The sequence below is a fragment of the Pontibacter oryzae genome, from assembly GCF_003576375.1.
In the GTDB taxonomy this organism is placed as follows: Bacteria; Bacteroidota; Bacteroidia; order Cytophagales; family Hymenobacteraceae; genus Pontibacter; species Pontibacter oryzae.
The window spans coordinates 236657-258740 of record NZ_QWGE01000001.1; the positions used below are offsets into that span (position 1 = coordinate 236657).

The window sequence follows — 22084 nt, forward strand, 5'->3', positions numbered from 1 at the left end:
GCAAAGCCGAAGCATACCTGCTATACTTTGTTACCTGCTTTTGTTTTTCTATTTCTTAGTTGATTCAAGCAACTCTGCCATCTGCTCATACCATTCAAGATATGCTCCGTCTGGCTGGAACTTAGTTTTGAATTCTTTAAAGTATACTTCTGATTTCTCACTTCCTGAAGCTGCTGCAATCATCAGGCTGTTAGCTAACTTCATTTTCTTCTCTGTGTACTCTTCTGTCGCACCGATCTGCTTTTGCCATTGTGTTGACTCAAACTCTTGCAGCGCCTGGACAATTTGGGCTTGGCTATACCTAGCTACAGAATTCAGTTTCTTTTCCCTTTCGAGTTTCCCATTCTCATAATAGAAGTATTCGGTAAGCCACTTCTCTTTTACAAGTTCCCGGTTATTACCTAAAGCCAATAGCTCTAACTTCTGTAGCTGAAGAGTGTCCTGCTCAAATCTTATTTCATACTCTTCAACTGCGCTCCAAAAATCAATGATACTGTCCTTGGCGCATTCTGACAGCACAAACTCAGAGTATATTTTTTTTCCTTCTCGTAATTCAGGATAGCCACAGATTAGGAGCTTGTTGCCATTGGAAAAAATGAAAGTTGTGTCAGGCTCTGACTCTGCATACTTTGAAGCTGCACATTCATCACAGTCTCCTTCAGACGCACCTGTACTGCCTACTACTTCTGTTTCTACTACTTGCACTACTTCCTGCTGCTTAGGAGCACATCCAGCTATAAGTAGGTAAAGTAGTAAGTATAGATTCTTCATGATTTCTATTGCAGGTAACGGGCTTGGCCATAAGGCGGCGCAGCTGGCTTATGGGTGTGGTTACAGCTAGTTCTTATTCAACAAGCATTTTCTTTATATCTTCTTCAATCTGCTCTGAAAATCCATAGTACTCCTTTCTCACTACACCCTTGGAGTCTACTAAAAAGTATCTTGGGTAGCTATTTACACTGTAAGCTTTTAATAAATCTTTGTTTCCGATGAGGTTATTGAAGGTAATCCCTTTCTTTTTTGTCAATTCAATTGCTTTCTCCTTACTCTCTGATACTATCCCGATTACTTGGAGCTTTTCGGGATACTTGTTCTTTATTTTCTCGACTTCAGGGAATGATTTTATACACGGACCGCACCACACTTCCCAAAAGTCGATCAAAGTCAATTTGTCAACTCTCAAAGTTTCTGTTTGGTTCTCATTCATTAGATTCACTAGCCTAATCTCGGGCAGTTTATTACCTATCAATTTATTCTGCTGCCGAACTTCTTCGGGAATTAACTCAAAGTCAACGAATCCATGCTTGTAGTCAGCAACAGAGCCTTCAACAGCGTCGTTTATCTTGATGTCACTCAAGGCAATTTGATGTACTGCTTTATTGCCCAGTATTTTATAGGATCTTGTTATTTTTGTTGGCAAGTAATTACTTTTGTTAAGTTCGACTAATGTGATTCTGTCGGTAACATTGTAGATTGTATCATCTTTAAAAGTATACTTCAGTATGTACTTATCATCACTTTGAAGTAGCTCGGCGGATGTGTAGGCAGAGTCAAGTTTGAAGATTTGAGGCGCAACCAGTTGGCCGCCAGGGCTACCTAGGAACCCTCTGGGGTTTGACTCCATTTTATAGGTTTTATCTTCTAGTGAGTATACAAATCCATACCCGTTATCATACAGATACTCTTTTGGGAAGTTCTCTCGCCTAACATAGAAGGAGAAGCCAAACAGATCATCTTGTTCATTTATTTCTATAAGTGCTGTACCTTTGTTGTTCCATACAGTTCCATCCTGAGCGAAGGTGTCGATCCGCTGTATATGATATTCGACTTTTTTGATCTGAGTCGAATTCTCTTCAAATTTTGAAGCCACGTAATCCAAATCTATTTTTTCTTCTGTACTGTCAACTGCAACTGCTTTACAGCCCGTCACTAGAACAGCTGAAATAAGTAAGGTTATGATTGTTTTCATATTTCATAATTTACTGTAACGGACTTGCCTATGATGTGGCGTAGCTATATTATAGGCGTGGTTAGGTGTTGTAATTATTTCTTAATTAGTTTTCTTATTAATTCTACTACCTGAAAAATAAGCAACACAGAGCCTAAAAGTATAATTGCCAATCCCCCATAGAAGGAAGCTGAACTGTAGCTTGGTTCTAAACTTTTATACCAAGGTAAGGCCAGTAAATAAAGCCCAGCCTTTATGCATAGTATGGAGAATACAAGTCTTATTATAATTCCCACTTTTATCTGGATGGTCATTTTAACTTTATTAGTCTTCTTTTTCTTTAACAGGATAAGTGTGGAAGACATAAACCTGCTTGTCTATGAGGGCTTGTTCATAGTACTCAAGTCCATTTTTATCTTCTAAATAGTCTTCTCTTGTTATAGTGTAAGCTTCATCTAATACCAGAACATTCCAATTCATTTCTTCAATTTCATTTCTGGCTACAATATCGGCTTGCTTAAAATTTTCTGACTCTATCCAGCACTTTATGTAAGCACCACCAATATCTTCCAAGTCGCCCGTTTGGCTTTGCGGCTTCCCATGATAAATCAACAAGAACATTTCTTCCATATTTTTTATACCACCTAACGTTAAGTCTAGGTGGCGTCTCGTTGGAGGGTCGCTGTGCTCTGCAAGGTTCCTCCAATGGCACCTAGACGGTGTTGGTCGAGGTTGTTTTCCCTTTTTCTCCCGGGTTATGCGGACATTGCCCCGGATTAATGCGAACTTTTTCTTCTTTAGGGAAAACACCCTGCATGGTTGGGTTATTTTCTCCTTTTAAACTCCTTCTAAGTGGCGCTTTAGCCTTCTGGCAATGACGTTAATGTGCTATTGGCGACGTTGCCAGAGGCTCAGGGCTGGCCCACAATCGATAAAAAAACTAATCAATCATTGGCCTCTCTATTGCAACCAACTCTCTGTAAAAGAGCCACCTGCCGAAGTTGAATACTTGACTTTGTCAATTCTCAACTATAACTTCGCCCGCTCAAAGTCTTGCCTGGACGCTTCCGTCCGAAAGCCAGCTTTCTCCCGGCACCGCCGAAGCAAAACTTCGGGTCAGAAACTACATTTCTTCCTTTGGCTCTTTTGCTGACCGTTGCCCGGCTTTAGTAGCCTTTGATGCCCTCCAGCCCCTTAAAAAGCCTGAAAGACACGCCACTTTAAAACCCGAAAATAATCCCAATCACGGCCAACGGCTTGGCTAAAAAGCGTTTTAATGCTTTTTAGCTTTTGTTATAGGCTGTTAATATTTGTTTCAATTAGCTCAGTAATTTTATCAAACGGTACACATACAGAGAATCCAGAGTTTGAAATATCAACATGTTGAATTCTTTCTCTATTATTATACCAAGTTGTTTCATAAGGTATATAATGAGAAACAAGTCCAATTACCCTAAAATATCCATCCTCCCCATGCTCTACTATTGGCCCTCCTGAATTGCCCTGATACGATGGACAATCTATAATAAATGTATTTTCATTCTTATTTATCCCTGATACAATCCCTTTTCTTATTAAAGGTTTATAAGCATCAAAATATTTACTTTGTCTAATACCAAGCGATGTCGGATATCCCATAAGATAAACATCATTAGCAATGCCTATCTTGTCTAGATTTCTAGTAGCTTCAATGTCAACTGAAGTGATTCTTGATGCTGTTTGTTCTATAACATATATGTAATCTTCAAGGACCAATTCTGCCGGACGTTTATGCTTACTTTTGTCTTTTTTGAGTGGTGGATTATTGGTTTTTAAATCCTTGTTTTTACCTAATAATATTATACAGACATCTGCTGTCTTTGAGTAGAAAATTTTTGCATCTAATAAATTAATTTGAAGAACTACTTTTCCATCATCTAATGGGGATGGGCAGTTGGCAATTAACAAGTCTCCATATAATTCATTTTTGTCGTCAAAGAATACATGCTTGGCAGAAACTAATAAATTATACCCTTTATATTTTAAACGGAACCCAGAACCTTTCGATTTGCCTTCATTGATTGTAAGTAAAATGGAGTAAGCAAAATTATCATTGTTTATTTTCATCCTTTAGATATTTTCTTAATTGCCTATAACTACTGTGTATAAGGAGTTATTCCGGTTATTGGCCCTTTAGCTGGAGTATTCGGAGCATGTTTATTTCTATATCCAAGCATATATTAGTAAGATTTCGGCTTGATCTCCTAAACATTCTAGAACTAAATATATAACATTCCTATAAATTATCAAGAGGGCTGATAATGCTTTCCAACCCGTGGCTCGTGATATGGGTGTAGATCTCGGTGGTCTTACTGCTTTTGTGCCCCAACAACGACTGAATGTATCGCAGGTTTGTACCCTGTTCTAACAGATGCGTCGCAAAAGAGTGGCGGAGCGAGTGAGGTGTTACCTTCTTTTGCAGGCCGGCTTTCTCTACACAGGCTCTGAACACATTGCGGATGCTGTCGGTAGTATACTGCCCCCCGTACTGCCCCTCGAACAGCCACACTTTCGGCCTGTACTCCCTGTAGTAGGCCCTAAGGTTCTCGAGCAGTTTCTGCGAGAGCAGCGTAGTGCGGTCCTTCTTGCCCTTGCCCCCGCGTATAAGCAGCAGGTTCCTGTCCGACTGCACATCGCTGATTTTCAAGCCTATAACCTCCCCTATCCGCAGCCCGCCGGCATATAGAAGCTGAAGAATACAGCGGTGCTTCAGGTTATCGGTGGCCAGGAGTATTTTCTGCACCTCTTGCCTACTAAGCACGATGGGCAGCCGGTCTGCCTTCTCGGGCCGCTCTACCTGGCTCAGATTCAGGGTGTGCTTGCCTAGCACCCGGTGGAAATAGAATTTAACAGCATTGATGCTCTGGTTCACGAAGGAGTAGGAGTAAGTGCCCGCCTGTACCATCTGCCTATGGTATGAATTGATTTCCTCCACCGTGAAGACATTGATCCTATCCAGTCCATCTTTTTTGTGGCCGTTAAAGAAGCGCAGCAGAAGCGAGTGATAGGTGCGGATAGTGGTAAGAGAGTAGTTTAGCAGGAAAAGCTTCTCTAAGTAAGGCAAAGGGCAGGTGAGATAGCCGGCATCCTTCCGATAGGTCTGTTCCCACAGCCTACGCATCACTGCCATGTCGTTTACCTTCATTGTGCCTGCCAGCCACACCTGTGCTGTACCTTGCACATCGTCAAGCAACTGGTACAGACTTACGGCATCGGTGGCTACGGCAAAGCACTTGGGCTCCTGCAACCACAGGCAGCAGGAGCTGCACTTCAGCGTTCTGTATACTAGCTCATTGTAAGGAAATGAGAGTTGGATAAATGTCTTCCCTCCATGCTCAAGTGGATGCAAGCGGATAACGGGTAGCTCCGGTAACTTCGCCAGGGGCTCAGACTGCAGGCTGCCTGAGGTTATCACAGCGCCCAGTGCCGGTCTCAGCCTTTTGGGCCTGTTGAGGTAGCGGGTGTCAACTAACGCCACCCCCTGGAAGTGTAGGTGCAACAGCTCAATAGACTCTGGGGCTTTGTGCATCACAAAGCACTTATAGGTCTTGCTGTACTTAGCCACTTTACTGGTCTTCAGCAGCTTAGTAATGCGGTGATCAGGCTTGTACCAAAGGCGAATGAACTGCTTCCCCCCGTGCTCGAGCAAGTTGAGGTACAGGACGGGGGCGCTACGGTAAGTCTGTTGCATGGGTCCGATGATATTTTTTATCAAATGTAAACCCCTTTAAAAGCTTATCCGTTTTTTGATGCACCTAAATGCGTTTACATACGTAACTATACGTTTCAAAAAACGGATGTTCTATGAAAGAGGAGAAACACTGTTCCCAGTGCGGAGGCACCTTAAGCGGCAGGTCCGACAAGCGATTTTGCTCCAACCAGTGCCGTGCCCAGGCCCACAACGCCAAGCGGCAGCAGAACGAGGGAGAACAACTGATGGTCCGCATCAATGCCACCTTGCGCCGCAACCGCACCATTCTCAGGCAGGCCAGCCCGCAGGGTAAAACCACCATCTACCGGCAGGTACTTGAAATGGCAGGACTCGACTTCCGCTACTTCACCCACCTCTACCGGACCAAAACCGGCAACACCTACCACTTCTGCTACGATTACGGATACCTGCTGCTGCCCGAGGAGAAGGTACTCATCGTTAACTGGCAGCCCTACATGGAAAAGTGAATGGAGAGACATACCCATAAAACCCACTTATGCACCAGAAGTCTCAGGGCATCCATAAAATGATCCGATATCCATACATTCGGGCAATAAGCCTTTCAATCATAATGTGCAGGGCTTTTCTTATTGCTCAGCAGATAATTTTTACCCAATAGGTGGCACTAACCTGCGAAATTGAATTAAGCTACTCCCAACTCTTGTAAATTTTTTATAGCAAAGAGACTCCCCAAATGAATGAGTTTGGGATAATTGCCCGGATATTAATCAATTCATGATATGGTTAAGTATACCCACTCCCACTTTCATAATTATAGTTTTAGTCTATAGTATAGATTACGTAGCAACAGAAACTCTACGCCTAATTTTGTCTCGTGAGAGTAAGAAGAAAAAAAAACGGTTCAAGTCAGTCCCAAACCGCTATTGCCCAGACACCATGCTGCGTGCTTCGATGTAATCTCCTATTTATTTGCTAACCTGTTAATATCATCTCCTTCCAGAAGTTTTAAGTCTTGAGGATGGTCAATCAGGTTAATCATGGCTTTGCCAATGTTTATGGTTGTTGTTACCGATTTCATTTTCTTTAGAAGCGGAAAAATAGGTCGGGTAAGAATATACATTGAATTGTAGAGCGTTGTTTTTGATTTAACGCCACGCTCGGGTAGAATCACTCCCGGCCGAAATGCATAGGCATCCTTAAAACCTTTCTTGAAGATCATATTTTCGGTTTTACCTTTTACCCGCGCCCACATGGTGCTGCTTTTTTCGGTGCTATCTGTACCTGCCCCCGAGACATAAGTAAAAAGCATGTTGGGGTTGGCCTTGAAAACGGCATCAACCAGTGCTTCCGTAACGGAATACGTTAGCTTATAGTAGGTTTCGCTACTTATACCTGCAGAAGACACACCCATACAATGAAAACAAGCATCAAAACCCTTAAAGTCATTCTGAATAGAGCAGAAATCTGTGAAATCGCTGTGTAGAATCTCCTTAATTTTAGGGTGATCAATAGCTATTGAAGACCGGTTGATCAAAAGCACTTGCTCTATCCGGTCATCATCCAGGCATTCTAATAAAACGCCTTTGCCTACCATTCCGGTGGCACCTGTAAGAATTACTTTCATACCTTTCGGAAAGCTGGCTATGCCATGTTTAGCTGCCAATAAAGGCGTCAAACTATTTGCGATGCATGATTAATTGTTTGTGATACGCGTCAATGCGGGCATGGGCTGTTCCGTCTATCAGTAAAATAACAATCATCATGGCAATTGTGGTAATGCTGATGGCCCGCCAGGTTGGCGTATGAACAAAGATGATGACTAAGGCTGCCACAATGATGATGAGAGGCACAATCTTGAAAACGATGGTTTTGTACTCGTTTAGCGTGCTTTCGGCACGCTCAATCTCTGAAGCCACAAAAGCCGAAGCATCTGTATTATAAGCTTTCTCAAACTGCGTTATTCTTGATTTGTTGGTGAAAAACAAGCCAAGCCCTATGGTTAGGAGTAAAACACCTGCAACCAGAGTGGGTATGATGTAGGCCCTTGCTATGTCGGTTTTTCCCAGTTGCCAAAACCCAAGGCTTCCGGCCATAAACGCCAGTCCGAAAAGAATGAAAAAGGGCGTTGAAAAAAGTTCGGCTTTCGCCCAGTCTGTTGCTGCTTTTAAAATATCCATGTTGTTAAGTTTTATAAGTTTTTTACCTAATAGATGTTATACTTCATCACAGTACCGAAGGCTTTAACCGAACCCTTTTCTTTTTCACTGAATTTAAATGTTAGTAACTGCTGGGCTGCATTTGCATATGAGTAGGTAAAGCATGGGGTTTGATTCCATTAATTTCAATATCGCCATGAATGAAGGATTGTGTGAAAGCACTGTTTTTGGTAACAGCTGTGGGTGGCGGAACTGAAAGCGCATCAAGGGATGCTATTTCATCGGCACTCAGTTTTACTGTTAGCGCTTCCATGTTGGATTTCAGGTGTTCTAGTTTTCTGGCTCCGATAATAGGTGCGCTTACACCGGGTTTGCTCATAAGCCACGCTAAAGCCGTTGCAGGCACTGTTGTGTTATGATTTTCGGCAATTTCCTTCAGTTTATCAAGAATTAGAAGTTCCTTTTCACCCAGATTTACACCACCCATGGCAGCCAGTCTGCCCTCCTGGTCTTTACCCTGGTTCTCTCGGCTGTATTTCCCGCTTAACAAACCACCCGACAGAGGCGAGTAAGGCGTTATGCCCAGGCCCATTTCCAATGCCATGGGTACCAACTCATCTTCTACGGAACGCTCCAATAACGAATACTCAATTTGAAGACCCACAAAAGGTGCCCAACCTTTTACCTGCGCGTACATCTGTGACTGTGCAATTTTCCATGCGGGTGTGTTACTTATACCTAAATAACGAACCTTCCCGCTTGCTACCACATGTTCCAGCGAACGCATTACTTCTTCGAAAGGCGTGTGCCAGTCCCAGGAATGTACCCAATAGATATCAAGGTAATCGGTTTGTAACCTGCGCAAAGAATTGTCCAGGTTTTCCAACATTGATTTTGATCCTGTTCCGCCACCATTTGGGTTTCCTGCGTGACCGCTGGAGGAAAATTTGGTTCCGATGACCATTTGGTTTCGCTTGGAGGAATGCTTGCCAACCAGATCACCGATGATTTTTTCGGAATGGCCATTCCCATAGACGTTGGCGGTATCCAGAAAATTACCACCCGCCTCTGTGTAATGGTTTAAAATCTTTTCTGCCTCCTGTGGGGTGGCGCCAATGCCCCAGTCCTCACCAAATGTCATGGTGCCCAAACAAAGTGAGCTAACCCTTAGCCCTGATTTTCCTAATGTTTTATAATTCATGATTTCCTTATTTATAAGACTATTCACTTTAATTATTAATATGATATTCTTTTACCCTGGAAAGGCCTGGCACATCAAGCTGACACTTACCGGATTAGCGTTTAGGCTACATCCTTCTTTAGCATGTTGCTTTGCTTTTCGGCTTCAAAACGCCATGTTATACCTGTTTCCTTTTCTGATAAAGCCCACAGTTTAGCGGCAACAGGTTTATCCTTGGCATGTGGCTCTAACTTGCACTCGCCAACCGGGCCTGTCCAATAGTTTCTTCCGGTAGGGCCATAGAAGGCGGTTTGGTCTAGGTTGGGCTCTGTGGCGCACATCAACATAGGATAAGCGCCTTTTTCCGCTGACTGTACCAATGGCGATATTTTCATCAGCTGCCAAACGAAACGTGTCATCAGACTGCCGCTGGTTTTGATAAGAGAAGTAGAAGAAGCGCCAGGGTGACAGGCATATACTTTCACAGCCGTGTTGCCAGCCTCCATCAACCTGTCCTGTAATTCATAAACAGTCATTATCTGCGCTAATTTGCTCTGGCTATAGGCATCGTTCCCGGTGTAGTCCCTGTCCCAGTTCATATCGTCAAACTTGATGGTTTTCAGGCCCATTTTATAGCCTTCACTGCCCACCACCACAATTCGCCCCTTGGATTTCTCAATCAATGGAAAGAGCAGGCCTTGAAGCGTGAAGTGGCCGTAGTGGTTCACGCCAAGCTGGCTTTCGAAGCCATCAACGGTAAGTTTCTGCTTTGGCACCTGGGCAATGGCAGCATTGCAAATCAGTGCATCTACACGCGTCACTTTCTCAAGCACCTCGGCTGCTGCTTTTTTTACAGAAGCCTGTTCTTCCAGATCCATCCGGACAAATGACACATCGATGCCATCACCGAGTTCTTTTTTATAAGTGGCCATCACCTCTTCTGATTTGCTGGCATTGCGGTTTAACATCACCACTTTTGCACCCCTGGATAGCAGTATCCGCGCTGCCTCATACCCTGTGCCGCTTGTGGTACCCGTAATCACGTAGGTTTTGCCTTGTAAGCTTTTTATTCTATCGGGTGTCCACCCTTGCTTTCCAAATGTATTTTGATTCATCTTTTTAATTTTAATTGTTGCTAAATGTTATTTCTGGTGTTATGGCCTGGGTTTATTTTATACCCTGCCACCATGGGGTAAATACCTGGCTGCTATCATTAAGCAGCACTAATTCACCAATCATGGGTGTGGCCAGTGGCAGGTTGGCTTCTGCTGCATACTTGGAGGCCATTTCCAAAGGCTCGTACCAAGGGTGTCCTCCCAAATCGAACTTGCTGGAGTGTACAGGTAATATGCGTTTGGCATTCAAGTCTTGGGCAGCTTGCACCAGTTCTTCGGGTAGTGTGTGTATCTGTTGCCAGGCTACATTGTATTGGCCATTTTCTAGAATAGCTATGTCAAAGCCCCCAAACTTTTTCCCGATTGCTGCGAAGTGTGAATCGTAACCGCTATCACCGCCAAGGAAGATTTTCTTCGAAGCTGTTTCCACTACGAAGGATGTCCACAGTGTTTGGTCGCGTTTTAACCCACGGCCCGAGAAGTGGCGTGCCGGTGTAAGGTGTATGTTCATGTTGCCGCTGATGGCTACCTTTTCCCACCAGTCTTTTTCGATGATCCTGTTTGCCGGAAAGCCCCAGTGCTCTAGGTGAGCGCCTACACCCAAGCCACAAATCACCATACCCACTTTATCTTTCAGGCCTTTCATGGTCTCGTAATCGAGGTGGTCGTAATGGTCGTGGGTGATGAGCAGGATATCCACGGCCGGCAGGTCTTCGAGTTTATACACATCAGTGCCAGCAAATGCCTTCGTTGTCCAACTTACAGGGGAGGCGTAACCGCATAGCACGGGGTCAACCAAAATTTTCTTGCCATCTACCTGTAACAGGTAAGAAGAGTGCCCAAACCATACCAGCACATCTTCGGCGGGCAAGTTTTGCAGGTCGGTTTCTACCACAGGAATAGTATGGTCAGGCTTTACATCCTGCTTCTTCCTGAATAAATAATCGTACATCACTCCTGTAAAGGTATACCCCTCCGACACCGTGGTTGTGGGACTCAGGTTTTGGAACCTGCCATCGCGGTAGTTCGGTGATTGTTTGATGCGTTCGAGGCGCTGCCCCGTAGGTTTTTTTCCGAATTGCGGTAGCTGCATATAGATACATCCTGTTGTTGTGATCAGTATTTCAAGGCTCAGCAGGGCAATACCTGCCCGCATGAACCCTTTTTGGATTCTTGTCATGTGAATAATTTCTGTGCAAAAGCGGTCTGAATGATGTTTTAGAACATCCGTTCTACCACCGAAAGCTGTTAATTCAGGTTGCGGTATTCGGAGGGGCTATAACCGGTTTGCGCTTTGAATAATTTGCTGAAGTGCTGCGGGTATCCGAAGCCCAGTTCGTAGGCTATCTCGCTAACAGAGCGTGTAGAACCAAGCAACAGATTCTTGGCCTGGTCTACCAGATACAATTGAATGTGCTCCTTAGCGCTTTTACCGGTTTCGGCTTTTAACAAATCGCTTAAGTAATAGCCCGACATATGTAGGGCCTCACCGCATTGCTGCACGGTGGGCAGGCCTTTTTCTGTCAGTTCCGGCGAAGCGAAGTAAGTTTTGAGGTATTGTTCAAAGCGCACCAGGTAATCTTTATTCAGGTTGCTGCGGGTATAGAACTGCCGGTCGTAATACCGTTTGCTGTATTTTAAAATGCTTTCGAGATTGTGCACAATCAGCTCCTGCGAGTGCTTGTCCATGTTCTGCCCAATCTCGGTACTGATGTTTTTCACCAGCTCCAGCAACATCTTCCTTTCCTTTTCGGCTACGTGCAGCGCCTCGTTTATGTCGTAGTCAAAAAAGGAGTAGTCGGATATGGATCGGCCCAGCGATGAGTGCCTTAACAGGTCAGGGTGAAAGAGGATCGTCCAGCCACCAGCCCCCGGGGGTGTGGCCAGGTGGTCGCTGTCGAAGGCAAGCACCTGCCCCGGGGCGGTAAACACCAGGGTGCCATCCTGGAAATCGTAAGCATTGCGGCCATAGAAAAACTTTCCTGTTCCGGAGGTTTTAAAACCAATGATATACAGGTTGATCAGGAAGCGGTCACTGGGTGCTTCTACGTTGGTGGGCACGTCTTCGGCATGGATAACGGCTATGAGTGGGTGCTGCGGACCCGCCAGCCCCAACAGGCGGTACATGTCGCTAACGGAAGATATGGTGGTGACTGGCTGCATAATGGTATCTGTTATACGTGCTAATTTCTTATTACAAAGATCTTACTTCTAACGCTAGTAATTGAATACGTTTTCCAGAATCCTGTATACATTTTAAGGATTAGCGACTGGCTTACACTTACTTGAGGGGTATATATAACTGCTTAAACCAAAACAGCCTGACCTATGGGACGGGCTGTTTCTGTTTATACTATAACCTACACTATGAAACTGGTCTGAGTACTTACTTTCGTACCTGTGCAGAAAAGTTTGCAATTAGAAGCATAGATTAAGTGGTTTGCACAGGCTCAGCGTATTGGCTGTTTGTTACTGCAAGCGTTAAGGTTGGCATTGCTAAAGTGCACGAGGGTTACTTCGCCATCTGCGGCTTTGAAGCAGGGTTGCTTATGGCATACAGTTCTGTTGCCTTGGTTTTTCCCTTTAAATTAATTTCACCCAGGTACTCAAACTTATACTTCGAATCAGCGCCAGCCAGCATTGTCATGGCGGGTTTAGAGACCAGGAATGACCTATTGTACTGGTTGCAGAGGCTTTGTATCCGGGCAGCTGTGTTAATGGCATCGCCATGGTAGGCTATTTCTCTTTTAATTTGCCCTACCTCCACAGCAGTAACAAGGCCAAAATGAAGCCCTGCTTTGAAGGTAGGAACACTTCCATAATGGGAGGTATAATACTGGCTCTTTTGGATCAGCTCTTGCTCAAAATCAAAAAACAGGGAGAGGCAAGCTTGCTTTCTTGTTGCTTCATAAACAGGCCAGGTAAGCACCGCCTCATCGCCTACGTATTGGTATATGGCGGCATTGTTTCTGGCTAAAACCTTGTTCAGGTCCATAAAGCAATCCCTTATCAAAGCGCTGTATTCCAGGTGGCCCAAGTTTTCGGCGTGCGTAACCGATGACTTAAGATCGAGAAACATGAAGAAGCGCTCCTCTTCCTGTGGCCTCCTATACCTCCCCAGGAGCAGCGGAATGAGTATGCCTGGCCCAAACATGTTGTTCATTTGGTTTATAAAGCTGATGACAACCGCCGTAAACGCAATGTAAACCAACAGCGACCAGAAGAAATAATGCCAGCTAACTTGGCTGTTGCCCAATATAGAGTAGTCCGTGGCTAGAAAAGCACTGATAAAGTCGAGCAGGAAAAACCTGATAAATAACAGCAGGCCCAAAACAACAATGGGGTAAATAATAATCCGGAGAAGAATCATCCGCCCGAAAGACAATTTCTGGAAGCCCAGTTTTATCAAAAGCAGGTCTATCGTGCCTAAAACTATGCCTAATGTGCCTCCGACTAAAACCGATGTAAGGATGACAGCCTTAAAAGAAAGCGGAAAGGTAACCTCCTGAAACTGCCCCATGTAAGCCGTGTGCATGTGGGTAATGAAGGCGTGCAAAAAGATGGCAATTATCCAAAAGTTAACCTGTATGCCCAGAAAACTTAAACGCGGATATCGATAGGCAATTTTACGAGCCCTTGAGGTATAGTCTATACTTGTGGCCATTGGGTTACTAAAGTGTAATTAGCTAAGGCAATGCCTTGTCATACTACTTCGCTATGTATAAGTTATACTCTGGAGTATGACAAGGGTGTTCAGCTGTGAAGTTAATAGTTTTGTACGTTACACTCTCCTTACCCTTCAGAGCATGCTGGCTGATCTGGAAAGCCTCTTTCGCAATTTATTATGAGGCTTTTGGCTGCATTGAGAACTGACGAAAGCCATATGCCATGCCCTCAATAAGTCCGCATCGTCCGTACCACAGGCAAATGCTAGGGGAGTAAAGCAAAAGGGACAGATCGTAACCTGCCCCTTTTTTAGTTATTTATACCTGCAACAGCTTTATCTCCAGTTATACATACCAGATTAAGGATTGGTAGACCATAAAGAGGCACTTTTTAGCATGGCTCTTTTAGGCAGCTTTAAACCGACAACAATCAATTCGGCAAAATCTTCTGGCTGCAACACGCTGTCTTCTGAATCGCGGGAAGCAATGCCCAGCTCTACTGACATATCAGAGGCAATGGTGCTCGGTGTTAACGTGGTAACCCTGATGTTCTGCTTACGCACCTCTTTCATCAACGACTCTGACATACCGATTACGGCAAACTTAGAGGCAGAATAAGCTGAGGTTGATGCGTTTCCGGTTAAACCAGCCGTGGAGGCTACATTGATAATGTCACCTGATTTTTGGGTTAACAGGTGCGGCAAAACCTCTTTCGTCACATAGTACATACCCAGGAGGTTGGTCTGAATGATTTGGGTCCACTGGCTAACCGGCATCTCCTCTAAAGTCCCGAATGCTGCAATGCCCGCGTTATTCACCAATATATCCACCGACCCGAATGTGTCGATAATCGTTTTGATGCCGGCCTTTACTTCTTCATAATTGCCCACATCAAACACAGCGTAAATTGCTTTTACCCCATAAGCGCTTAGTTCGGCTACGGTTGCCTGCAACACCGCTTCATTTCTGCCTGTTATGGCAACGTCAATTCCCTCTTTCGCAAATGCTATGGCGGTAGCCTTGCCTAATCCTCTGCTTCCGCCCGTTATGATCGCTTTTCTGTTTTTCAAGTTTTCCATTTCTAAAAACTATTTTTACTGTTGTATTAGATGAGGCAAATAACTGCATTTTAAAAGCGGGAAGAGTTGAAGAAGTTCAACTCTTCCCGCTTTTATGCTTAACTATTCTTGATCTTACTCAAAAACTCATGCCGAATACCCAGATAACTCGCGATTTGCTTATCGGTGAGTTTGGTGGCAATATGGGGGTAGGTTTGCACGAAATGGGAATAACGCTCTTTTGCAGTATAACTATGGCTGTGAATGACACGCCTATGGTAAGACACCAGTGCTTTCTGGAAGATGACGCGAAAGAGTTTATCTACAGCAGGGAAGGCTTCATATAGTTTTAGTTTGTCCTGCCGGTTAATGACCAGCACCGTACTGTCTACCAACGCTTGCATGTTTAAATCTGCAGGGGTTTGGTTCATGAAACTGTCTATATCCATCAGCCACCACTCCTCAGCCGCAAAGTATAGGGTGTTTTCCTTTCCGTTTTCATTTAAGTTGAAAACCCTGAAGCAACCTTCCACCACAAAGCCTTCAAATTTGCACAGTTCGCCTTGCCGCAGCAGAAACTCATTCTTCCTGACAACCTTAGGGTGAAAGCAGGCGCAAAATGCTTCGAGTTCGTGATCTGAAAATTTTACGTTCCGCTGAATATAGCGCTTCAATAAGTCGATCTTCACTGCGTATGTTATCTGTTCGCTCTTTTAGTAGTTCTTCCCTCTTTTTACCACTTAGTATGTTGTTTGTTCCCTCATTGGCTTTTCTACACAAGAAACAAATAGCTGCACTTGTTAGCGATTATACTTTGAGCCAAGGGTATCGGGTATGAAACGTAAGGCATCTCGGAATTGCGTACTTGCCTACCGAGACAAAGTTTGCTATGAACCTTAAACTTACAGATAGTTCTGCCCGTCCTATGTGTTATACCCATCGTTGTGTGCCGTTTTCAGAGTAGTCGTAGTTACTTCAAAAAACAATCAAAGATAATATAAAGAAAGTATCCGTTTTAAGGATAGTGTATTTCCCCATATTTCCCATTAGCATAATCTTCATATGCTAGCGCAACACCTTCTTGGCTATTCATTACAAAAGGACCTTGTGATACCATAGGCTCTCCGTATGTTTCTCCGCCAAATAGCAGAATATCCAGCGTCTCGTCAGATAAGTTTTCTATTTCAATTACTCCGGCTTCCTTGTCAAAGGCAATTAATTCACCTGCTCTAAAACTTTCTTCATTGATTATTGCCGAAGCCGTTGGCAAAACGGCAGCAACTTCTAGTTTTTGCGAAAAATCTATGCTAAATTTTTTTCCTGAGTTTAGCACAACATGAAATAAAAACTGCTTGGTGTAGGTGGGTATTTTGGATGTCAGTTCTTGATAACTCCCCACAATAACCCGAACAACACCTGCCTCTTCCGCAAGTTGTTTTTTGGGAACTTCCTCCGCATGTACAGGCAGGTACTCCGGTTTTTCTGCTTTTATTTTTGAAGGCAGGTTAATCCAAAACTGAAAGGCATACATTTCCTTTTGGTCGGAGCCAGCACTAGCCTTTGACCGCTCGTCATGAACAATCCCGTTGCCTGAATTCATCCATTGCACACCACCAGAACTTACCAAGGCATGATTCCCTAAACTGTCAAAGTGTTCAATCTGGCCCGTGATGGCGTACGTTAACGTAGCAATGCCCCGATGTGGATGTGGGCCTGTGCCCCCAGATGCGCTACTATTTATCTTCATGGGCCCCGCCTGATCCAAGAGGATAAATGGCCCAACAGCTTGCGTATAACCGTTAGGCAAAAAACGACTGATGGGTGTGCCACCCACCGAACTACTTTGGGCTGTATTTGAAAAGCTAATTTTCTTTTGCATGATTAGAAGGCTTATTTTTCTTCGGTTGTACCATCGGCATATTTCGCAAACCGTCCTTTCGCCCGATCAAACACTTGTTCAGTTGCAGACCATGGCCACCCGCCAAATTGAGTTTTCCGGTATTCTGCAAATCCTTGGCTTAATTCTTCTTCGGTATTCATTACAAAGGGACCACGGCTCGCTATAGGCTCGTTGATAGGTTTCCCTTGGAGTATGAGGAGATCAGCTTCTTTATCGCCATTGGTAATATGCAAACGCTGGCCGGGCTTCACTTTTACAAGATGGTTTACCGCAATTTTTTCACCTTCTACATCAATTGAGTTCCCACTGTAAAAGTATAGCGTATTGCGCACCTGCTCGTTTGCTGGTGCAGGAAGTATCCATTGGGCATTGGCTTCCATTTTTACACTAAAAATGGCTACCCCATGATCAGGGTTGGCCGCCCAAGAGTCTGGTGTTGGTTGTGGTGCCAGGTTAGATTTATAGCTCCCTGCGTAAACCTCAATAGTTGTTTTCTTCCCTTTGTTATCAATTTCATCAATTTTTGGAATGCTCTCTTTCCACAGCATTTTATAATGAGGCTCTACCAGTTTGCTCTTACTGGGCAGGTTTATCCAGATTTGAAAAATCTCCAGTGTGTTGGGCTTATCCGAGTGAAGAAGCGGAAACATTTCGGAGTGCTGAATTCCTTTTCCTGCTGTCATCCATTGTAGATCACCTGCACCAAACCTGCCTGCCCCCCCAAGAGAGTCAGTGTGGTCTACAAATCCTTGCTTTCCAATCGTGATTGTCTCAAAACCTCTGTGCGGATGATATGGAAACCCGGGTATGGTTTTGCCATGATACATGTTATAACCATTCTGCCCGGCAAAGTCATGCCCTATATTTCTGCCTGCTAACTCAGATTGCTCTACCCCCATTTTCTCGTTTCCTTTTGGGTAGTGATCAAGATGATGCACAGCCAACAAAAAGGGATCCTCAGTTTGCCAAGGTAGTTGCAGCGCTTCGATTGCTAATATTTTGCCTTTCATACGTTTCAGTTTAAGATTGCTAGTTCTGAGATCTGCTTAGATGATTGGAACGATGTATAGCCTTCCGATTGCTGCGAACAAAGCGAGCAACATCAAAACCAGGTTTGTTACGGCCTTGCTTTTTTCTTTTCGCCGGTAGTGAATTTGCATAGCTCTGACCATAGTCATGGCAAGTCCTATTGCAGCTAAAGGGGTTAATATGGGAAGGACACCAATGGCCATTGGCAGGATGATGCCTATAGCTCCTAACAGCTCCACAAAGCCTATTAACTTAATGCTGACGCCAGTGTATTGGTCTATCCAGTCTCCTAATTTTTCACTTAGCTCTTGTTTGGGTTTACTGAGCTTCATTGCTCCGGCCATGAAAAACATAAGCGCTAACAAACCTTGGACTATCCACAGTACTACATTCATTCTTTCTGATCTTAATCGTTTAAAATTTAATTACGATACAAAGATCAGGGAGCAAGAATGGCTATACATTAATGTAGATTAAGAAAACGGATTAGACTATTTCCGAGATTTCAGGCGCTGGCTTTTAGCGGCACTCAATGCTTCAGGGGTAATCCCTAGATAGGATGCGATCATGTATTGAGGTACTCTTTGTACAATGGTAGGATAGGTTGAAATAAAGTGTTCGTAGCGATCAATTGCGGATGCGCTCATAAGCATAATGACCCTACTTTGCAGCACCCTGATCCGCTTTATGATTTTCTTTTGGTCGAAATCTAACTCAGTGTTTTTTTCAATTTGGATAACCACTGAATCTTCTAAGGCATCAATATATAAATCACATGGTTCATCCCCCGAAGCATAGTCGGTAACTATCCAACCCTCAGGCCCGAACATAAAAATGTGCTCTTTCCCAGTTTCATCAATGGTATAGCTTCGGAGTAAACCAGATTCTACAATATAAGCTTTGCTATATAAGTCACCCTTTATTTGCAGGACTTGCTTCTTCTTTACATTGATTTTATTCATCTGCTATTTGGCCCAAAGTTTGATTTTCTGATATAATGGCACACATCGTTTAGCAAAGGTTGCGGACGAGTCGTAGCCGAGGATGGAGCCTGAGCCGGTTTAGCCAATGATTTTCTTCTTAAGAAGCCGCCCATAGTATACCCGTTGCTGAGTTAAACATTTGTTTAAGGGATTATGTGAATACCATGGCTTTCTTTCCTGAAGAATTATTTGCCAATTTGCTTAGTCTTCCTGCAACAAAAGTTTTTTAGCTTGGGCTGATAAGATTTCATAGGCTGCACCAAGTTCATGAACAGCTATAAAATTTCCTTAGTGTGGCCCACGTTGTTAAATTACTGACTATCATAGTCTTCTTCACTTAGGTTCAGCGTCAGGCTAATTTCCCCGTGTTCGTTGAACTCAACCAACCTTTTTCCGGATAATGCTAATACTGCAAAGCTCACGAGTTCTGAAAGTAATGGCAGTACGCTTGAGAGCATGAGATAGGCAGTTGCTCTAGTTGCTAACTCCGTGTTGAGGAACAGCAAGACAAAGATGATAATCCATATAATTGTAAAGCTAAAATAGAAGCATCGACTATACCAAGAAGGATCTTATTCTTTTTATCAATTATAGAAAGCTTCATACTTCGAGTTTTGCCAACGGTGCTGGTATAGCAGAGACGTAGCGTCAGCAAGCCTTACTGCTATACTTTGTTACCTGCTTTTATTTTTCTTCCGAATTCACTTTTATATGATTCAGCACTCTCTCATGGATTTGATGGATGATGAAATTACTCCAAGGCCGCCAGTACAGTGCAGGCTTAATATTATGGTAATACCAAGTTGTACCTTCTAATTTTGTTTGTCCGTTGGGTAGTGCTGTCAATTTGAACTGCCCTTGTTTAGAGACAAAATAATCGTGCAAATGAGGAGCGTCAATATCCCAGAAGCTAATCTCCTTCATTGGCTCTGGCTGTTCTACTACATCGAACTTTAGTAGCTTTGACTCATCCCATACCGTCACGGGTTCTACAAAGCTGCCTGTTGTAAAATTGCAATGGCGAACTGCGCCAACACCACTACCTTCGATCTTTGCGTTAATAGGATAAGCTATACCCGTTTTAAAAATGAATTCTGTCGGTGCTTCAAGTTCTGGAAACTCAACTACATTTTTCCAGACAGTCTCTGGAGAGGCATTAATTACAATGGAAGTTACAACAGAAGAAAGATGAGGTTCTTGTTCCTTTTCAATGAATGCCATAGTTGGAATTGAAGCCATGACTATAAGAATCATTGATGCTGAGCTATTCGGAGTTTTGGAGATAATTTCGTGGCCGAAAAAACTGCCCAACAATGTTAGTAGCACAGCTATCGGAGCTGCCATTGCAATACAAATCAGACCTTCTATCGCAAAAACCATTAGCCCTAGGCTAAAAACTATAAGAGTCAGAAAGGCAATATTTCTCGATTCCTTATAAGTTATAGTTCTGTTGTACCCGAACAGTATTGTTGAGGCTAACCCTATGAGCAACGGCGTTAAGATGAAAAGAGCAATACCATATTCTCCGATACCATATATTCCCCAAACAGTCAATGGTCCTGCCAACAGAATAGTTAAGGCTACAGAAAGCCACCTTCTCTTTTTTATATCTGTTGACAATATCTTGTTTAGAAAATTCATAATTGTAATTGCAGGTAACTACTGTGTAACAGGAATGTCAGTTCCTGGTATTTGCACAATATGTTTAGTGGCAAATAGGTTATGCTTAAGCAAGTTTAGTATACTGAAAGTAAAGTCTACAGAAGTCGCCAAGCATGCTATAGACAAACCTATCATTATTCATACAAGTGCATTATTCCCCCTTCAAAGTCTTTTTTGTACTTAACAGTGAGAGGACAGATGAGTAAATAAGGTTGGCTAAAGCCAAAGTAAATCCGTGCGAGAAGCTTAATTTGGTTTGAAGCTGGTTCTCTTAATTACTATTCTTGTTTTTCTGCTTTGCTATAGCTCTTATATCCTTGATTATAACCTTCTTTAAAGGCTTTTTTGTGACCTTCCCAGTTCCGAACAAAATCAATCAAGAAGAACGTTATAATTCCAATGAGAAAGAATAAAACATCTCTTTTAGTAAGCTTGCCTTTCATAGTTGATTTCGGTTAAGATTAACACTGACATACTTTTATTAAATATCCTGATTTTTTAAATAAGTCAAAAGTGGATCAACATTTAATTATGCTGTGTCTAACCACCTTAAGATTAGAATGATTTATTCACTTAATTGACTTTTTTATAAGAAATGCAAACTATAACCTTCACTCGGCTATTCGGGGTTTGCAATTCCTTCCTCGTTTTTAGCTAGTTTAAACCTTTATTCGGAATATTAAATGATATAGCCATTTTGTTATGTATAGGTATATGTAGACTTCGGTTTTGAAATGATGATGCATTGGCTGATTGTCTGCATTAGCCCTAGAAATACAATATTTCTAGCACAGCAAGCTGAATACTAGGCAAGGAGCACAGCAAGCTATACTTTATTGCCTTAAAGTACTATATAACAAAAGAATAAGATGCTCGAATCTAGGTTAATTTGATCCAACTCCTCCATAAGATTTATGCTGATACTGTACCATAGCTACCTTTAGATTACCATCGAAATTAATTGAACTCATCGATACGGTCTCGCATTCCATTGAAAAGAGGGCTTATATACTTCTGGCATAAAAACGCCGAGCCCTCTACCAATATATTTGTATAGGTAGAGGGCTCGGCGTTTTTAATTTCTAAACTAAGAAGCGAGTAACAGTGAGGCCGCTACCCCTTTAAGGAATACTGCCGTAGCCATGCCATGGCGCTAATTCTGCCTTCAAACATCTTTACCTCAAACGCTTTATTATTAGCGAAAAAGTTAGTGGCCGTTGATTCAGCAAAAGACTCAGGTGTAGTAATCATGGCGAAATGGCGTATTCCGGCTGCAGCTGCCTGTACTGCCCATTCATTAACAACCCACTCAAGCGAATGATCCCAGCTCCCAAGCACTTCGGTAGTGTCGTTGAGTACGCAGCTAAACCCCGTTTTTCTTATTACCTCGGTGTAGGCAAAGGCACCTGCTTTAATATTATCCTGAGTTAGGTATCCGACCCAGTTCGTGTGTACCCATCTGTTTTCGGTGTCCACGGTAATTGTAATAAATACCTTCCCAAATATATTCTTTAGTTCTTGTCTCATGTTACAGCGTAAGCACATTCAATTTATGCACAAAAATAAGGTAGTATAATTGTAGCACAATAAACTAAGCATCTCTTTTTTTACTTTTTCTAGTATTATCAACCAAAAAATAAGTCAAGGCTAGAATTATCTATACTATCACTATTTCT

General features: G+C 43.1%; 22 protein-coding genes. All 22 read right to left on the reverse strand.

Features of this window, described 5'->3' with window-relative positions; all coding sequences use genetic code 11:
- Positions 1-48 precede the first annotated feature (48 nt).
- Entirely contained in the window at positions 49-771 is a 723-nt protein-coding gene (locus D1627_RS01020; RefSeq protein WP_119430365.1) for a hypothetical protein, read from the reverse strand.
- Between the two features lie 73 nt (positions 772-844).
- A complete protein-coding gene (locus D1627_RS01025) occupies positions 845-1969 on the reverse strand; it encodes a TlpA family protein disulfide reductase (protein ID WP_119430366.1) in 1125 nt (374 codons plus the stop codon).
- Positions 1970-2272: 303 nt separating this feature from the next.
- Positions 2273-2578: a hypothetical protein gene (locus D1627_RS01030; protein ID WP_119430367.1), complete on the reverse strand. Its 306-nt coding sequence runs from the start codon at positions 2576-2578 to the stop codon at positions 2273-2275.
- Between the two features lie 663 nt (positions 2579-3241).
- Complete coding sequence (locus D1627_RS01035) at positions 3242-4054, reverse strand: S1 family peptidase (protein ID WP_119430368.1); 813 nt, start codon at positions 4052-4054, stop codon at positions 3242-3244.
- A 169-nt stretch (positions 4055-4223) separates the two neighbouring features.
- Positions 4224-5678 (reverse strand): tyrosine-type recombinase/integrase, encoded by a 1455-nt coding sequence (locus D1627_RS01040; RefSeq protein WP_233555461.1) that lies wholly within the window; start codon positions 5676-5678, stop codon positions 4224-4226.
- 152 nt (positions 5679-5830) lie between these two features.
- Positions 5831-6178 carry a hypothetical protein gene (locus D1627_RS18680; RefSeq protein WP_233555462.1) on the reverse strand — a complete coding sequence of 116 codons (348 nt, stop codon included), beginning with the start codon at positions 6176-6178 and terminating at the stop codon, positions 5831-5833.
- A 443-nt stretch (positions 6179-6621) separates the two neighbouring features.
- A complete protein-coding gene (locus D1627_RS01050; RefSeq protein WP_119431060.1) occupies positions 6622-7284 on the reverse strand; it encodes an NAD-dependent epimerase/dehydratase family protein in 663 nt (220 codons plus the stop codon).
- A gap of 52 nt (positions 7285-7336) precedes the next feature.
- The gene (locus D1627_RS01055; protein WP_119430370.1) at positions 7337-7837 is read right to left on the reverse strand and encodes a hypothetical protein; all 501 of its coding nucleotides are present in this window, start codon (positions 7835-7837) and stop codon (positions 7337-7339) included.
- A gap of 100 nt (positions 7838-7937) precedes the next feature.
- Positions 7938-9017, reverse strand: a complete 1080-nt coding sequence (locus D1627_RS01060; RefSeq protein WP_119430371.1) for an aldo/keto reductase — start codon at positions 9015-9017, stop codon at positions 7938-7940.
- Between the two features lie 101 nt (positions 9018-9118).
- Positions 9119-10111 carry an SDR family oxidoreductase gene (locus tag D1627_RS01065; RefSeq protein WP_119430372.1) on the reverse strand — a complete coding sequence of 331 codons (993 nt, stop codon included), beginning with the start codon at positions 10109-10111 and terminating at the stop codon, positions 9119-9121.
- A gap of 52 nt (positions 10112-10163) precedes the next feature.
- On the reverse strand, positions 10164-11291 hold the full coding sequence (locus tag D1627_RS01070; RefSeq protein WP_119430373.1) for an MBL fold metallo-hydrolase: 1128 nt from the start codon (positions 11289-11291) through the stop codon (positions 10164-10166).
- 68 nt (positions 11292-11359) lie between these two features.
- Positions 11360-12274 carry an AraC family transcriptional regulator gene (locus D1627_RS01075; protein ID WP_119430374.1) on the reverse strand — a complete coding sequence of 305 codons (915 nt, stop codon included), beginning with the start codon at positions 12272-12274 and terminating at the stop codon, positions 11360-11362.
- A gap of 349 nt (positions 12275-12623) precedes the next feature.
- On the reverse strand, positions 12624-13775 hold the full coding sequence (locus D1627_RS01080) for an adenylate/guanylate cyclase domain-containing protein (RefSeq protein WP_119430375.1): 1152 nt from the start codon (positions 13773-13775) through the stop codon (positions 12624-12626).
- Positions 13776-14135: 360 nt separating this feature from the next.
- Positions 14136-14855: a 3-ketoacyl-ACP reductase gene (locus tag D1627_RS01085; RefSeq protein ID WP_119430376.1), complete on the reverse strand. Its 720-nt coding sequence runs from the start codon at positions 14853-14855 to the stop codon at positions 14136-14138.
- Positions 14856-14953: 98 nt separating this feature from the next.
- A complete protein-coding gene (locus D1627_RS01090; protein ID WP_119430377.1) occupies positions 14954-15523 on the reverse strand; it encodes a Crp/Fnr family transcriptional regulator in 570 nt (189 codons plus the stop codon).
- Positions 15524-15849: 326 nt separating this feature from the next.
- Entirely contained in the window at positions 15850-16713 is an 864-nt protein-coding gene (locus tag D1627_RS01095) for a pirin family protein (RefSeq protein ID WP_119430378.1), read from the reverse strand.
- Positions 16714-16724: 11 nt separating this feature from the next.
- The gene (locus D1627_RS01100; RefSeq protein WP_119430379.1) at positions 16725-17744 is read right to left on the reverse strand and encodes a pirin family protein; all 1020 of its coding nucleotides are present in this window, start codon (positions 17742-17744) and stop codon (positions 16725-16727) included.
- Between the two features lie 36 nt (positions 17745-17780).
- Complete coding sequence (locus D1627_RS01105) at positions 17781-18158, reverse strand: DoxX family protein (RefSeq protein WP_119430380.1); 378 nt, start codon at positions 18156-18158, stop codon at positions 17781-17783.
- Positions 18159-18254: 96 nt separating this feature from the next.
- Entirely contained in the window at positions 18255-18725 is a 471-nt protein-coding gene (locus D1627_RS01110; protein ID WP_119430381.1) for a Crp/Fnr family transcriptional regulator, read from the reverse strand.
- Between the two features lie 705 nt (positions 18726-19430).
- The gene (locus D1627_RS01120; RefSeq protein WP_119430383.1) at positions 19431-20387 is read right to left on the reverse strand and encodes an SRPBCC family protein; all 957 of its coding nucleotides are present in this window, start codon (positions 20385-20387) and stop codon (positions 19431-19433) included.
- Positions 20388-20686: 299 nt separating this feature from the next.
- Positions 20687-20851, reverse strand: a complete 165-nt coding sequence (locus D1627_RS18305) for a hypothetical protein (protein WP_158607127.1) — start codon at positions 20849-20851, stop codon at positions 20687-20689.
- Positions 20852-21521: 670 nt separating this feature from the next.
- The gene (locus tag D1627_RS01125; RefSeq protein ID WP_119431061.1) at positions 21522-21935 is read right to left on the reverse strand and encodes an STAS/SEC14 domain-containing protein; all 414 of its coding nucleotides are present in this window, start codon (positions 21933-21935) and stop codon (positions 21522-21524) included.
- Between the last annotated feature and the right edge of the window lie 149 nt (positions 21936-22084).

Bases quoted from the DNA above. Each gene is read 5' to 3' on its own strand.
- D1627_RS01020 (WP_119430365.1), bottom strand. From the start codon at position 771: ATGAAGAATCTATACTTACTACTTTACCTACTTATAGCTGGATGTGCT.
- D1627_RS01025 (WP_119430366.1), bottom strand. From the start codon at position 1,969: ATGAAAACAATCATAACCTTACTTATTTCAGCTGTTCTAGTGACGGGC.
- D1627_RS01030 (WP_119430367.1), bottom strand. From the start codon at position 2,578: ATGGAAGAAATGTTCTTGTTGATTTATCATGGGAAGCCGCAAAGCCAA.
- D1627_RS01035 (WP_119430368.1), bottom strand. From the start codon at position 4,054: ATGAAAATAAACAATGATAATTTTGCTTACTCCATTTTACTTACAATC.
- D1627_RS01040 (WP_233555461.1), bottom strand. From the start codon at position 5,678: ATGCAACAGACTTACCGTAGCGCCCCCGTCCTGTACCTCAACTTGCTC.
- D1627_RS18680 (WP_233555462.1), bottom strand. From the start codon at position 6,178: ATGTCTCTCCATTCACTTTTCCATGTAGGGCTGCCAGTTAACGATGAG.
- D1627_RS01050 (WP_119431060.1), bottom strand. From the start codon at position 7,284: ATGAAAGTAATTCTTACAGGTGCCACCGGAATGGTAGGCAAAGGCGTT.
- D1627_RS01055 (WP_119430370.1), bottom strand. From the start codon at position 7,837: ATGGATATTTTAAAAGCAGCAACAGACTGGGCGAAAGCCGAACTTTTT.
- D1627_RS01060 (WP_119430371.1), bottom strand. From the start codon at position 9,017: ATGAATTATAAAACATTAGGAAAATCAGGGCTAAGGGTTAGCTCACTT.
- D1627_RS01065 (WP_119430372.1), bottom strand. From the start codon at position 10,111: ATGAATCAAAATACATTTGGAAAGCAAGGGTGGACACCCGATAGAATA.
- D1627_RS01070 (WP_119430373.1), bottom strand. From the start codon at position 11,291: ATGACAAGAATCCAAAAAGGGTTCATGCGGGCAGGTATTGCCCTGCTG.
- D1627_RS01075 (WP_119430374.1), bottom strand. From the start codon at position 12,274: ATGCAGCCAGTCACCACCATATCTTCCGTTAGCGACATGTACCGCCTG.
- D1627_RS01080 (WP_119430375.1), bottom strand. From the start codon at position 13,775: ATGGCCACAAGTATAGACTATACCTCAAGGGCTCGTAAAATTGCCTAT.
- D1627_RS01085 (WP_119430376.1), bottom strand. From the start codon at position 14,855: ATGGAAAACTTGAAAAACAGAAAAGCGATCATAACGGGCGGAAGCAGA.
- D1627_RS01095 (WP_119430378.1), bottom strand. From the start codon at position 16,713: ATGCAAAAGAAAATTAGCTTTTCAAATACAGCCCAAAGTAGTTCGGTG.
- D1627_RS01100 (WP_119430379.1), bottom strand. From the start codon at position 17,744: ATGAAAGGCAAAATATTAGCAATCGAAGCGCTGCAACTACCTTGGCAA.
- D1627_RS01105 (WP_119430380.1), bottom strand. From the start codon at position 18,158: ATGAATGTAGTACTGTGGATAGTCCAAGGTTTGTTAGCGCTTATGTTT.
- D1627_RS01110 (WP_119430381.1), bottom strand. From the start codon at position 18,725: ATGAATAAAATCAATGTAAAGAAGAAGCAAGTCCTGCAAATAAAGGGT.
- D1627_RS01120 (WP_119430383.1), bottom strand. From the start codon at position 20,387: ATGAATTTTCTAAACAAGATATTGTCAACAGATATAAAAAAGAGAAGG.
- D1627_RS18305 (WP_158607127.1), bottom strand. From the start codon at position 20,851: ATGAAAGGCAAGCTTACTAAAAGAGATGTTTTATTCTTTCTCATTGGA.
- D1627_RS01125 (WP_119431061.1), bottom strand. From the start codon at position 21,935: ATGAGACAAGAACTAAAGAATATATTTGGGAAGGTATTTATTACAATT.